The organism is Arthrobacter sp. S39 (assembly GCF_004320525.1).
In the GTDB taxonomy this organism is placed as follows: Bacteria; Actinomycetota; Actinomycetes; order Actinomycetales; family Micrococcaceae; genus Arthrobacter.
In genome coordinates this window covers 1-14,228 of sequence record NZ_SIHX01000019.1, presented here as the reverse complement: position 1 = coordinate 14,228, position 14,228 = coordinate 1, and the positions used below count along the sequence as shown (strand labels likewise).

At 67.6% G+C, this 14,228-nt stretch carries 8 protein-coding genes; 4 read left to right on the top strand and 4 right to left on the bottom strand.

Going from position 1 to position 14,228, the window contains the following annotated elements; translation table 11 throughout:
* Position 1: 1 nt before the first annotated feature.
* Both EYS21_RS21865 and EYS21_RS21860 read left to right on the top strand, forming a co-directional pair.
* A complete protein-coding gene (locus EYS21_RS21865; RefSeq protein WP_242633560.1) occupies positions 2-2,110 on the top strand; it encodes a hypothetical protein in 2,109 nt (702 codons plus the stop codon).
* Between the two features lie 323 nt (positions 2,111-2,433).
* Positions 2,434-5,073, top strand: a complete 2,640-nt coding sequence (locus tag EYS21_RS21860) for a trehalase-like domain-containing protein (RefSeq protein WP_131135351.1) — start codon at positions 2,434-2,436, stop codon at positions 5,071-5,073.
* A gap of 39 nt (positions 5,074-5,112) precedes the next feature.
* On the opposite strand, the gene EYS21_RS21855 is transcribed toward EYS21_RS21860, so the two are convergent.
* The 4 genes from EYS21_RS21855 to EYS21_RS21840 all read right to left on the bottom strand — a co-directional run bounded on the left by EYS21_RS21855 (position 5,113) and on the right by EYS21_RS21840 (position 8,711).
* The gene (locus EYS21_RS21855) at positions 5,113-6,261 is read right to left on the bottom strand and encodes an FAD-dependent oxidoreductase (protein ID WP_131135350.1); all 1,149 of its coding nucleotides are present in this window, start codon (positions 6,259-6,261) and stop codon (positions 5,113-5,115) included.
* Between the two features lie 21 nt (positions 6,262-6,282).
* On the bottom strand, positions 6,283-7,209 hold the full coding sequence (locus tag EYS21_RS21850) for an AEC family transporter (protein WP_131135349.1): 927 nt from the start codon (positions 7,207-7,209) through the stop codon (positions 6,283-6,285).
* Between the two features lie 52 nt (positions 7,210-7,261).
* Complete coding sequence (panD, locus tag EYS21_RS21845) at positions 7,262-7,687, bottom strand: aspartate 1-decarboxylase (RefSeq protein ID WP_207307856.1); 426 nt, start codon at positions 7,685-7,687, stop codon at positions 7,262-7,264.
* A gap of 109 nt (positions 7,688-7,796) precedes the next feature.
* Positions 7,797-8,711 carry a LysR substrate-binding domain-containing protein gene (locus EYS21_RS21840; protein ID WP_131135348.1) on the bottom strand — a complete coding sequence of 305 codons (915 nt, stop codon included), beginning with the start codon at positions 8,709-8,711 and terminating at the stop codon, positions 7,797-7,799.
* 152 nt (positions 8,712-8,863) lie between these two features.
* Here EYS21_RS21840 and EYS21_RS21835 point away from each other — a divergent pair, with 152 nt between their 5' ends.
* Positions 8,864-10,327, top strand: coding sequence for an amino acid permease (locus EYS21_RS21835; protein WP_131135347.1), 1,464 nt, complete (start codon positions 8,864-8,866; stop codon positions 10,325-10,327).
* A 218-nt stretch (positions 10,328-10,545) separates the two neighbouring features.
* Positions 10,546-14,052, top strand: a complete 3,507-nt coding sequence (locus EYS21_RS21830; protein WP_207307855.1) for a bifunctional proline dehydrogenase/L-glutamate gamma-semialdehyde dehydrogenase — start codon at positions 10,546-10,548, stop codon at positions 14,050-14,052.
* Positions 14,053-14,228: the final 176 nt, after the last annotated feature.

The window sequence follows — 14,228 nt, the reverse complement described above, 5'->3', positions numbered from 1 at the left end:
GGTGACGCATTCACCGAAAGCAACGCGGCCGGTGGTGGCAGCGGTGGCCGTTTCCATGCTGGCTGTCTCGCTGCAGGCCGGTGCCGCCACAGCGGCACCCGCCGCGCCGCCGTCGTCCGTCCCTGCACTCACCGCACCGCAGGCACCTGGTTTGGCACCTGTGCTGGCCGGCGGCGGCAGCCTGACCAACCTGGACCACCTGGACTTCCTGCTGGACACCGTTCCGCTGGCTCCGGTGCCCGGGCACACCACCTACCAGCTGGAGCAGGACCCCGCGGCCGAGGCGCCGTGGACCTACGCCGACAGGAACGACGACGGCAGCTATGACCGGGTTGGCGGCGGAAACCTTGACCCGGCCACCGGCGATTGGACCCAAGGCGCCTACAACGCGGATGACATTGCCCGCACCGCCGTGGTGTACCTCCGGCACTGGAAGCAGACAGGGGACCCGGCGAGCAAGGAGCACGCCTTCCAGAACCTTCGTGCGCTCACCTACCTCCAGACGGTGGACGGCCCCAATGCCGGCAACGTGGTCCTCTGGCAGCAGACGGACGGCAGCCTGAACCCCAGCGCCATCCCGGTGGAACTGCCGGATCCCTCCGATTCCGCGGAATCCTATTGGCTGGCCCGCACCGTGTGGGCCCTGGGTGAGGGCTTCGCAGGGTTCGCCGAGTCCGATCCTGAGTTTGCCGCCTTCCTGCAGGACAGGCTGCACCTTTCCCTGGCTGCCCTGAACCGGCAGTCCCTGGCCAAGTACGGCACGTTCGATGTTGCCGACGGGGTCCAGGTTCCGGCCTGGCTCATCGCCGGCGGCGCGGATGCCTCCGCCGAGGCCGTGCTGGGCCTGGCCGCGTATGTGGAGACGGTTCCGTCCGACGCCGTGGCCACCACCGCGCTGTCGCAGCTAAGCGAGGGCGTGGCCGCGATGTCTTCCGACTCGGCCACGCAATGGCCGTTTGGTGCGATCATGCCGTGGAACAAGTCCCAGAGCCTCTGGCATGCGTGGGGCGGCATGGCCCCGGCCGCCGTCGCCACCGCGTCCACCGTCCTGGACCGGCCGGACCTGCTAACGGCAGCAGTTAAGGACACCGCCCAGTTCACCCCGCAGCTGCTCGCAGCGGGCGGACCGGACAACGCCTGGAGCCCCGCTCCCGGTGAGGCGCAGATTGCCTATGGCGTGGACTCCCGCGTCCAGAGCCTGGTGGCGACGGCGGAAGCCGCTCACGCCCCGGGACTTCTCGATGTTGCTGCCATTGCTGCCGGCTGGTTCTTCGGCGCCAACCCCAACGGCGCGCCCGCCTACAACCCGGCCACCGGCACCGCCATCGACGGGATCGAAACGGACGGCCGGATCAACCCCAACTCCGGCGCCGAATCCACCATCCACGCGCTGCTCACCATGCTGGCCCTCGACTCCAACCCGGAACTCCGGGCCAAGGCCTTGGGCATCAGCGTGACCGAAGGGACCAACGGACTCAGCGTCGTGGAAGCCGAAGCAGGCACCCTCACGGGCAACGGCACCGTGGTGCGGCCGCCGTCGTCCTGGACCGGGGAAGCGAACATCTCCGGCGGCGCCTACGTGGACCTGGGCGCTGGCGGCAGCCTTTCCATCCCGCTGCCCGCAGCGGACCAGCCCAGCAACATCTTCCCCATCGTGAACCAGGGGATCGCGCCGTCCGGCACCACCACCTGGACCTCGGCCAAGGGCCCGCTGGGAACCACAGCCAACGGCGGGGCGGGAGCGCAGGGCATCACCGACGCGCCCGGCATCCTCTTCCCGTTCACGCTGCAGCGCGCCCTCGCCGCCGGACTGACCTCGGTCACCGCCCGCACCGACGGGCAGGCGGCATTGGACGCACTGCTGGTCCAGCCGCTGATTTCCACGGTGTCCGTCTCCGGCTCCGGCGGCGACACCACGCTGTACGTCAGCGCGGCCAAGGCCATCACGGTCCAGGAGCTGACTGTGCCGGAAGGCTTTGTGCGGGTCCAGCGCCAGTACGATTCCACCGGCCAGCCGGTCAAGGGCTCCAGGGACACCGCCGGCACCACGTCCGGACGCGTCACGATAGCCCCGGGCGGCTTCACATTGGTGACGCTGACGGCCGGCTGACCGCCGGACGGACCGGCTGGCCGGCGTCACGCCGGGCACGGTTTTTGGCAAGCACGACGGCGGGTTCCCCGGAATCACGCGGGAGGAACCGCCGTCGTGGTCCAAAAAGGTGCGCCGCGTGACGGCTGGACCGTCAGCCGCAGCCGCGACTTTTACACAGCTGCAATCAGGGGGACTTTCGGGGGAAACCACACGGGCGGAGAATGACAATTGCCCCCTCCGGAACTCCGCATGGAGTTCCGGGGAGGGGCACCACCCGGAAGTCCGCCAGGTAATCCAGCGGCTGCCTTTCCGGGCCGGGCTCTGCTCTAAAGGGGTTACACATGCCTACTCCGTTGAACCAGAGCGTGGCGGATTCTGCGCTGCTGACCAGGTCGCTTCCGCTGGGCCTGCTCCGGACGTTTGTGCAGTCGGATGGCGCGGACGAAGGCTTCACCCCCAACCTGCTGGCGGAACTCAAGGTCCTGGCCCGTGTGCCCGGGCTGCTGGTGGCCTGCAACTACGGCGGCACTCTCTGCGACGCAGAGGGCATCTCCACCGAAACCCTGCCGCTGGGCAGCGCCGCGATCGCGCTCCGGGCCCTGGCCGCCCTGCCCAACACACACGCTGCCGTGATCTCAGGGCGTTCGCTGCGCGACCTCGCCGCGGTGTCCCGGCTGCCGGCGGAAGTGCACCTGATCGGATCGCACGGTGCGGAGTCGGACATGGGCTTCGCGCACGTCCAGACCCTGGCCACCGAAGCCACCCTCCAGAAGGTCAGCACCGCCCTGTCCGAGGCGGTGGGATTCCAGAAAGGCATCTGGATCGAACGCAAGCCCGTGGCGGTCTCCGTGCATACCCGGCCCGCATCGCCGGACGTTGTACAGGCCGTAATCGAAACGGCGCGGGAGATCGCCAAGGCACACGGGCTGTTCTTCATCGTCGACGGGTCGGTTCTCGACCTTTCCATCGTGGAACCGTCCAAGGCGGACGCCCTGGAAAACCTCAGGTCCCGGCTCAGCGCCAGTGCGGCGTTGTATGCGGGCGACGCCTACAGCGACGAACTGGCCATCGCCACCCTTCGCGGCCCGGACATGGGGCTGCGCGTGGGCCCGGGGGAGACCCGGGCGGCCCACCGGCTCCGCGACCCGGAATCGTTTGCCCGTGTCCTGGCCATTCTCTTCGAGCTGCGCCGGGCCTGGCTCTTCGGCGAGGACGCCGTAGGCCTGGAGCGGCATTCGATGATCGGCAACGGATCCTCCACTGCCCTGGTCACCCCCGATGCCAAAATCTGCTGGATGAGCCACCCGCTGCCGGACTCGGGATCCCTGTTCGCGCACATCCTGGGCGGGGACGCCGCAGGGCATTTTTCCGTGGAACCCGTCAAAACCTCGCAGGTCCTGGGCCAGCGCTATGTGGACAGCACCATGATCGTGGAGACCCGGTGGGCGGATGTGACCGTCACGGACTACCTGGAGCCGGCACCGGAGGGCATCACCAGCATGGTCCGGGTGCTGTCCGGCACCGGCGGCGCCAAGATCGTCTTCGCGCCGCGGCCGGACTATGCCAATGCGCCGTTCAGCATGGAGGCCCGCGGCGACGAGCTGCACGTGGTGGGCACGTCCGATCCCATCTTCCTCTATGCCCCCGGCGTCAGCTTCAGCATCACCTCCGACGGCCGGCACGCCACCGCCACCGCGTCGGTGAACCTGCAGGACGGGCCGGTGGTCCTGAACCTGCGCTGCGGCGACACTGAACCTGCGGCCGAGGACCCGGGCGATGAGAATGACCGGCGGGGCAGGGTGGCCCTCCACTCCCGCCGCTGGGTTCAGGAACTGGAACTTCCCTCAGTGAAGCCGTCACTGGTCCGCCGTTCAGCGCTGGTGCTCCGGGCGCTGGTGCATGAACCCACCGGGGCAGTGCTGGCCGCGCCCACCACCTCCCTGCCCGAAGGAATCGGCGGAACAAGGAACTGGGACTACCGGTACTGCTGGCTGCGGGACGGCTCCATGACCGTGAACGCCCTGGTGGACCTGGGCTCCACGTCGGAGGCGGCCGGGTTCCTGAGCTGGCTCGGCCGGATCCTTGAGCACGCGCCCGGCCCGGAATGGCTGCACCCGCTGTACTCCGTCACCGGCGCCCCGCTGTCCACGGAGGCCGTCATCGACAGCCTGCCGGGGTACGCAGGTTCCCGGCCCGTCCGGATCGGAAACGCCGCGGACCACCAGGTCCAGCTGGACGTCTTCGGCCCGATCGCCGAACTCATCCACGCCCTGAGTGAACGGGACGGGGAGCTTGCGGACGAGCACTGGGAGCTGATGGTGCAGATGGCCTCGGCGGTGCTGGCCCGCTGGCACGAGCCCGACCATGGCATCTGGGAAGCCCGCCGGCCGCCGCGCCACCACGTCTACACCAAGGTGATGTGCTGGGTGACGCTGGACCGGGCCCTCCGCACGGCCGCCCGGCACGGCAGGGCGCCGGAACCCGCCTGGGAACCCACGGCACACGCCATCCGGGAGGAGGTGCTGCGTGAAGGATGGGACGACTCCGCGCAGTCCTACACCGTGGCCTATGACAGCCCGGACCTCGACGCCGCCGTCCTGCACATCGGCCTCTCCGGCATGCTGGACGTCCGCGACCAGCGCTTCCTGGACACCGTCACGGCAGTGGAACGCGAGCTCCGGGTGGGGCCCACCGTCTTCCGGTACAGGTACGACGACGGCCTGCCGGGTCTGGAGGGCGGCTTCCACATCTGCACCACCTGGCTCATTGAGGCATACGTGGCGGTGGGCAGGATCGAGGAGGCCTGGGACCTGTTCGACCAGCTGGTGAACCTCTTCGGGCCCACCGGACTGCTGCCCGAAGAGTACGATCCCGGCACCGAGACGCACCTGGGCAACCACCCGCAGGCCTACTCCCACCTGGGCTTCATCCGCTGCGCCCGGCTGCTGGACCAGCACCAGCCCGGGGCCCGCGTGCCTTAACGCGCTGATGGGGAGCGGGGTGAGGGCTTCAGCGGGCTGCTAGCGGGCGGCGGAGAAGATCTGCGGCGCCGGCCGCGTGCCAGTGGCCAGGTCCGCGAGGATACGGCCCACCACGGGCGTGAACTTGAAGCCGTGCCCGGAAAACCCGGCGCCGATGACCACGGGGCCGACCCGATCAAGGACGAAGTCCTCGTCCGGTGTGGTGGTGTACGTGCAGCTGATGGCCTCGAGCGAATCGGCGTCCACCCCCGGCAGCCAGGCCCGCGCGTAGTCCTGCAGGGCTGCGAGCTGGACGGGTTCGGGCAGGAAGGACCGATTGTCCGGGTCCACCTCCGGACCGACGCCGTGCCAGCCGGCCTTGATGCCTTCCCCCGGCGTCTGCATGCCGTAGACCGGCGAGTACCAGTTCCCGTAGGCCGGGCTGGTTCCCGGCGTGTGGTTGAATCCCGGCCACATCGCGCCGTCGTCGGCGACGCGGAAGTGGGCCGGCTGTTCCTGGGTGACCCTGAGCCGGGGAATCCGGAGCTTTCCGGGTCCGGCCGCACCGGCCAGCAGTTTCTCCGTCCAGCCGCCCGCCGTCACCACTGCCTGGGCGGCGGTGACCACCTCGTAGCCGCCTGACGCGCCGGGTCCGTCGGCCTCCAGGGTGAGCCGGACGCCGTCGTCCATGATTTCCAGCTCCACCACTTTGGTGTGGTGCCTGATCTCGGCGCCCCGGGCTGTGGCGAGCCGCTGGAAGGCGGGGAGCGCCGCCTCGGGGTTCAGCTGGCCGCCGTCGGGCATGTGCAGGACCTGCTGGTCGAACCGAATGCCGCGCCAGCGTTGGGCGGCCTCGTCCGGGCTGAGGGACTCCGCCCGGATGCCTGCCTCGGTGAGCGCGGCCTGCACCTGGGGGAGGCGCGGATCGGGGCCGTGGTTGACGATGCCGGTGCGGGTGAGGAGCTGTTCGCCGCTGTCCTGCTCCAGCTCGTCCCAGAGCGCCAGTCCTTCGGCCAGCATGGCCACATATTCCGGCCGGTGGTAGCCCGGGTTCAGGTTGCGGGTGGTGCCGTGGGACGCCCCGATGCGGTGTCCTGGCCCGAACTGCTCCAGCAGCGTGACCTGCCGGCCGCGGCGTGCCAGGGCCCAGGCGGCGGCCGAGCCCATGGCTCCGCCGCCGATCACCACGGTGTCCAGGGTTGTTCCCATCTGTTCCTCCTCAGGTTCGGGTCAGGCGAGCAGCAGCGCCACGCCGATCATGGCGGGCACGGCCACCACCGTGGTCAGCAGCACGGTGTCCTTGGCGACGGTCAGGCCGGTCTTGTACCGGCTGGCGGCCACAAAGACATTCTGTGCGGTGGGGAGCGCGGACGTCACCACGACGGCGAAGAGCGCATGTCCTTCCATCCCCAGCGCAAAGCGTGCGAAAACGTAGGCGAGGGCCGGCTGGATGACCAGCTTGAAGGCGCTCGCCAGGAGCGTGTCCACCCGGCGTCCCGCCGACGCCTGCAGCGGCCGGCTGCCGTTCAGGCTCATACCGAAGGCGATCAGCATGGCAGGGATTGCGGCGCCGCCGATCAGGTGGATCGGCTCCATGACCAGTGCGGGAACCTGAAATCCCGTCCCGGCCACCAGCAGGCCCAGCCCGGAGCCCACAATCATCGGATTCCGCAGGATCATCAGCACAAAGCGCAGCGGTGTAGTGCGGTGGGAGCTCGTGCTTGAATCCAGGATCATCAGGAACAGCGGCGTGAAGAAGGCCAGCTGGAAGATCAGCAGCGGAGCGACATAGCTGGCGTCGCCGAGGACGTAGACGGCGATCGGGATGCCCAGGTTGGCGGAGTTCGCCAGCGACGCGGCCATGGACGACATCAGCGCTTCCGGCAGCGCACGCTTGAGCAGGAACTTGGCGATGGCAAAAAAGATCGCGGCGGTGGCGATCGCTGCCACGGCCGTTACCAGCAGCGGCTCCGCGAAGACTTCCTGCAGCCGTGCCTTGCTGAGGGTTTCGAAGAGCAGCGCGGGGCTGGCCACAAAGAATGTCAGGCCGCTGAGGACCTGGCGCGCGTTCTCGCCCAGGATCTTCCGCCGGCCCACAAACCAGCCCACCAGGATGATGCACCAGACAACAAAAAAGCCTGCGAGCACGCCTAACAAGGATGGTCTCCTAAGGCGCAGCGCCAGTCAGGGCCAGAACTCACGCTCCTGGTTAGAGGACGGCGTTGTTAAGGGCGAAAGGGGGGCGCATCAGTCCCGGGGTGTGGCCCTCCGCAGGATCGTTTCCGATCTGGACGATTTTGTTGTCCTGATCCACGTGGACAACCTTCGGCGCGTAGGCGTTGGCCTCATCCGTGGTCATCTGGGCGTAGGTGATCAGGATGACGATGTCGTTCTCGTGCATTAGGTGCGCCGCTGCCCCGTTGATGCCGATGACCCCTGAACCGCGCTCGCCGGCGATGGTATAGGTCTCCAGGCGGGCGCCGTTGGTGACGTCCACAATGGCAACAAGCTCGCCGGGCAGGATGTCGGCAGCGTCCAGCAGGTCCAGGTCGACGGTGACCGAACCAACGTAGTGCAGGTCAGCGTGCGTGACGGTGGCCCGGTGGATTTTGGACTTGAACATTGTGCGATTCATAACCAGATCAGTCTAGCGTCGGGGTCCGGATCCCGCAGTGACGCAGGAAACACAGGCGCACGGGGCGTCATGGAGGCGCCGCGCGTGGCGGGAATACGCGCTGAAGCCCTTAGCCGCCGTCGGGATTCCGCACCGATTCCGCGGTGATGGCGAGCGTCTCGCGGGCGGCGAGGATGGCCGGCCGCTTCGCGCTGGAGCGGCGCACGGAGGTGAAGATGGTCCGGTGCGGGTTGCCCGGCAGGTCCAGCAGTTGGGCCGTGGTGCTGCGGCCGGTCCAGACGAGGTCCGGCATGAGGGCCACCGCGTTACCTGACTCGATGAGCCGGATCTGGGCCTGCAGGTCGGCCGTCTCAAAGCGGACGTCCGGCTCGAAGCCGGCACTCCGGCAGGCCTGTTCTGCCCAGTGCCGGGAGGCGGCACCGCGCGGCTCCATCACCCACGCGAGCCCGGCAGTGTCCTCGATGGAGGTGATGCGGGGCCGGTCCGGGGATGCCGGCGGGACCGCGAGCCGGATCGCGTCGGTGGTGAGCTTGATGCGGTCCAGCTCCGGGTAGCGCGGGGCGGCGTGTCCCGGATACTGCTCGGCAATCACCAGGTCGAAGTCCCGGGCCCACGTCTCGTGCAGGGCGGTTTCGGGCTCGCGCTGGATCATTTCGATCCGGACCTCGGGGTACGCCGTGGTCATTCTTGTCAGGGTCTCGGGCATCAGCGCCAGGGCCGCCGACTGGAAGACGGCAATGCGGACGGTGCCGGTGACGGTGGTCAGCGAGGCGGCCAGGTCCGCCTCAGCCTGCTCCAGTGTTTCGAGCAGCTGGGCGGTGTGGGCCACGAGGACTTCTGCCTGCGGCGTCAGCTGTACCCGGCGCCCGGTCTTCCGGAGGAGCTCGACCCCGGCCTCCTTTTCCAGCAGGGCCAGCTGCTGGGAGACCGACGACGGGCTGTACTGAAGCGCCTCGGCCACCTCGGCCAGCGTGCCCCGGATCTTCAGTTCGCGGAGCAGCCTGAGGCGGCGCACATCGAGCATAGCCACATTCCTTGATGAATCTAATGAATATTGGTAAGAAGTATTCACTTTATCTAATGCAACCGCGCTTGCATACTGTTGGGGATAAGTAATCCCCGTCACAGGCCAACGCAGGGCGCCGCAGATGGGCCCCACCCAAGCAGGGAGTTCCGATGAGCACTAGAGATCTGTCCCAGTCGATCATGAGGCGCAAGCCCATCGACGACATAGAGGAAGAAAACAAGCACAGCGGGCTCTTCAAATCCCTCGGACTCTGGCAGTTGACCGCCATCGGCGTCGGCGGCATTATCGGCGTCGGCATTTTCTCCCTCGCGGGCCTGGTGGCTGCGGGCAGTGAGGGCACTCCGGGCGTAGGGCCCGCGGTGCTGTTCTCGTTCCTTATCGCAGGCCTGGCCTCCGCCGCGGCAGCCCTGTCCTACGCCGAGTTCGCCGGCATGATTCCCCGCGCCGGCTCGGCCTACACCTACGGCTACGTGGCTCTGGGTGAAGTGATTGGCTGGTTCATCGGCTGGGACCTGCTCCTGGAATACATCGCCATTGTGGCCGTGGTGGCCATCGGTATTTCGGGCTACTTCGATGCGTTCCTGTCCGGCATCGGTATCCACATGCCCATCTGGATGACCTCCACGCCCGACGAAGGCAAGGGCGGCATCGTGAACATCCCCGCGATCATGGTCTGCCTCCTTGTGACGTGGATCCTTTCCCGTGGCACCAAGGCTTTCGGCCGGTTTGAACTTGTGGCCGTTGCCATCAAGGTCATCCTGATCCTCTTCATCATCGGCCTGGGCATCTTCTACATCGACACCAACAACTACAACCCGTTTATGCCCAGCGGCTTCGGCCCGGTCCTGGCGGGCTCCGCCACCGTATTCTTCGCTGTGTTCGGCTACGACGCCATGAGTACCGCGGCCGAGGAGGCCAAGGACGGCAAGAAGCACATGCCCAAGGCCATCATCCTGTCCCTGATCATTGCCATGCTGCTGTACGTGGCGGCCACGTTGGTGCTCACCGGGATGCAGAACTACAAGGACATCGACCCGAAGGCCGGATTCGCCTCTGCATTCACCGGCGTGGGACTGCCCGTCATCGCCACCATTATCTCGGTGTTCGCCGTCCTCTCCATCCTGACCGTGATGCTGACCTTCCTCCTGGGCGTCACCCGCGTCTGGTTCTCGATGAGCCGCGACGGCCTGCTCCCCGGCTGGTTCGCCAAGACCGACCGCCACGGCACGCCGCAGCGCGTGACCTGGATCGCCGGCGTCGCCTCAGCCCTGCTGGCCGGGGTGTTCCCCATCAAGGAAGTCGCGGACCTCACCAACATCGGCATCCTGGCCGCGTTCGTCGTCGTCTGTTTCTCGGTGATCGTCTTCCGCTACAAAAAGCCGGATGCGCCGCGCACCTTCCGCCTGCCGCTGATGCCGTTCATACCCGCCTTCGGCGTGCTTGCCTCGGCTTTCCTGATGTTCCAGCTGCACTGGGAGACCTGGGTTCGCTTCGGCGTCTGGCTGGTCATCGGCCTGGCCATCTACTTCTTCTACGGCAAGAAGCACTCGCTGATGAACCCGAACAGCCCGCGCCATGAGGAAGCCGTGGAGATGCACCGCCCGGTCGGCTGACCTTCCCGATACAGCCTCCGTTGCCCTATCACCTATGGTCCCCAAACGCGCGTTTTGGGAGCCAAAGGTGATAGGGCAACGCGTATTTAACGGCGAAATAAAACGTTGGGTTTTCTAACCTGTATTGCTTAGGAAACATCGCTTTATCTTATGTGATCGCAGGCTCATACTGATGAATAAGACCTCCTCAGAACCCACGGAAAGAACGAGTTGCAGCCATGACCAACATTGCTATGGAGCCCGGTGTGAACGCCGGATCCACGCCCCGCACAGCTGACGTTGACGTGCCCCAGGCGCGTGCCCTCGCGGCGGAAACCATCGGGCTGGTGCGCCGCTGGCTGACGGAGGCTTCGAAGGTTCCCGTGGACGCTTCGGCCGAGCAGCTCGCCGGGGTCCTGAAGGATCCGAACGGCCTGGACTTCACCGTCGGCTTCGTGGACGGCGTCGTCCGCCCGGAGGACCTGAACGTCGCCGCCCGCAACCTCGCGGCCCTCGCGCCGAAGGTCCCGGCCTTCCTGCCCTGGTACATGCGCAGCGCTGTCCAGCTCGGCGGTGCCATGGCCCCGGTCCTGCCGCAGGTGGTCATCCCGATCGCCCGCAAGGTGCTCCGCGAGATGGTGGGCCACCTGATCGTCGACGCCACCGAAGCCAAGCTGGGCCCGGCCATCGCCAAGATCCGCAAGGACGGCGTCAAGCTCAACGTCAACCTCCTCGGCGAGGCAGTCCTCGGAGAGCACGAGGCCTCCCGCCGGCTCGAAGGAACCCACACCCTCCTGGCCCGCCCGGACGTGGACTACGTGTCCATCAAGGTCTCCTCCACCGTGGCCCCGCACTCGCCATGGGCCTTCGACGAGGCGGTGGAGCACGTCGTCGAGAAGCTCACCCCGCTCTTCACCCGCGCCGCATCCTTCGCCACCAAGGGAAGCAAGGCCAAGTTCATCAACCTGGACATGGAGGAATACAAGGACCTGGACATGACCATCGCGGTCTTCACCAGGATCCTGGATAAGCCGGAGTTCAAGAACCTCGAAGCCGGCATCGTGCTCCAGGCCTACCTCCCGGACGCCCTCTCGGCCATGATCCGCCTCCAGGACTGGGCCGCAGAGCGCCGCGCCAACGGCGGCGCCGCCATCAAGGTCCGCGTGGTCAAGGGCGCCAACCTGCCCATGGAACAGGTCGAATCCTCGCTGCACGACTGGCCGCTCGCCACCTGGGGCACCAAGCAGGATTCGGATACCAACTACAAGCGCGTCATCAACTACTCGCTGCACCCGGACCGGATCGGGAACGTCCGGATCGGCGTGGCCGGCCACAACCTCTTCGACATCGCCTTCGCCTGGCTCCTGGCCAAGCAGCGCGGCGTGGAAGCAGGCATCGAATTCGAGATGCTGCTGGGCATGGCACAGGGCCAGGCCGAAGCCGTCAAGAAGGACGTCGGCTCGCTCCTGCTCTACACCCCGGTGGTGCACCCGGCCGAGTTCGACGTCGCCATCGCCTACCTGATCCGCCGCCTCGAAGAAGGCGCAAGCCAGGACAACTTCATGTCCGCCGTGTTTGAGCTCAGCGAGAACGAGGTCCTCTTCGAACGCGAGAAGCAGCGCTTCCTCGCCTCCCTGGACAGGCTCGACGACGCCGTCCCCCCGGCCAGCCGGCAGCAGAACCGCAGCCTCCCGCCGCAGCCCCTGCCGCACGATTCGTTCAAGGACACCCCGGATACCGACCCGTCGCTGCCTGCCAACCGCGTCTGGGGCCGCGCCATCCTGGGCCGGGTCGCCACCTCCACGCTGGGCAGCGCCGCCGTCGAGGCCGCCACCATCACTGACGCGGACACCCTCAACACGGTCATCGCCACCGCCGTCGAAAAGGGCAAAGCCTGGGGTGCACTCTCCGGCGACGAGCGGGCCGAAATCCTGCACCGCGCCGGCGACGTCCTGGAGGCCCGCCGCGCCGACCTTCTGGAGGTCATGGCCAGCGAAACCGGCAAGACGATCGACCAGGGAGACCCCGAGGTCAGCGAAGCCGTGGACTTTGCCCACTACTACGCCGAATCCGCCCGGAAGCTGGAAAAGGTCGACGGCGCCACGTTCGTGCCTGCCAAGCTCACCGTGGTGACCCCGCCATGGAACTTCCCGGTCGCCATCCCGGCCGGGTCCACCCTCGCGGCACTCGCCGCCGGCTCCGCCGTCGTCATCAAGCCCGCCAAGCAGGCACGCCGCAGCGGCGCCGTGATGATCGAGGCCCTCTGGGAAGCAGGCGTCCCGAAGGACGTGCTGACCATGGTGCAGCTCGGCGAGCGTGAGCTCGGCCAGCAGCTGATCTCCCACCCCGCCGTGGACCGCGTCATCCTGACCGGCGGCTACGAAACCGCCGAGCTGTTCCGTTCCTTCCGCAAGGATCTGCCCCTGCTGGCAGAGACCAGCGGCAAGAACGCCATCATCGTCACCCCCAGCGCGGACCTGGACCTGGCCGCGAAGGACGTGGCGTACTCTGCCTTCGGCCACGCCGGGCAGAAGTGCTCCGCGGCGTCGCTGGTGATCCTGGTCGGCTCCGTAGCGAAATCCAAGCGCTTCCACAACCAGCTGGTCGACGCCGTCACTTCCCTGAAGGTGGGCTACCCGCAGGACCCCACCAGCCAGATGGGCCCCATCATCGAGCCCGCCAACGGCAAGCTCCTCAATGCCCTCACCACGCTCGGCGAAGGCGAAAGCTGGGCCGTTGAACCGCGCAAGCTGGACGGGACCGGCCGGCTCTGGAGCCCGGGCGTGCGCCACGGCGTCCGCCGCGGATCCTACTTCCACCTCACCGAATTCTTCGGACCGGTCCTCGGCGTCATGACGGCGGAAACCCTGGAGGAGGCCATCGCCATCCAGAACCAGATCGAGTACGGCCTCACCGCAGGCCTGCACTCGCTCAACCCGGACGAGCTCGGCACCTGGCTGGACTCCATCCAGGCCGGCAACCTGTACGTCAACCGCGGCATCACCGGCGCCATCGTGCAGCGCCAGCCGTTCGGCGGCTGGAAGAAATCCGCTGTGGGCGCAGGCACCAAGGCCGGCGGACCCAACTACCTGGCCGGCCTCGGCGACTGGGTCAACGCCGAAGCGTCCGCCACGACCGCCGTCACCAACGCGGCCGTCCGCCGCATCCTCGACGCGACCGCAGGGGCATTGCAGCCGGCTGAGCTTGAGCCCCTGCAGCGCTCGCTGGCCTCCGACGCCCAGGCCTGGGCCGACGAGTTCGGCACGGCCAAGGACGTCTCCGGCCTGAGCGCTGAGCGGAACATCTTCCGCTACCGCGCGCTGCCGGTCACCGTACGGCTTTCCGAAGGTGCCCCGCTCGCCCACCTGGCGCGGACCGTGGCCGCCGGTGTCCTGGCCGGTTCCGCACTGACAGTGTCCACCGCCGTCGAACTTCCCGCCCAGCTGCGCTCCGTGCTCACCGGTCTGGACGTCACCGTCACGGTGGAGTCCGACGCCGGCTGGCTGGCTTCGGCGGCACGCCTCGCCGCTGCGGGCAAGCTCTCCGGTGCGCGGATCCGCCTGATCGGCGGCGACGCCACCGCCCTGGCGGAGGCCACCGACGGCCGCCCGGACCTGGCGATCTACGCCCACCCGGTCACCGAGGCCGGACGCGTGGAGCTGCTGCCGTTCCTGCACGAGCAGGCCATCAGCATCACCGCCCACCGCTTCGGCACCCCGAACCACCTCTCGGATGCACTGATCTAGGCGCCCGAACCCGGCAACGGGCGAAAGGCCCGGCAGCCACCTTCAGGGTGGCGGGTTCTAGCGGTCGTTGCAACACCCAGAATTTTTGGGAGTTGCAACGACCGTGTCGTTTTTAACGAAAGAAGCTGTCGGCCGGAGGAAATATACGCCGGAGCAGAAGGCGCAGTTCTTTTCCG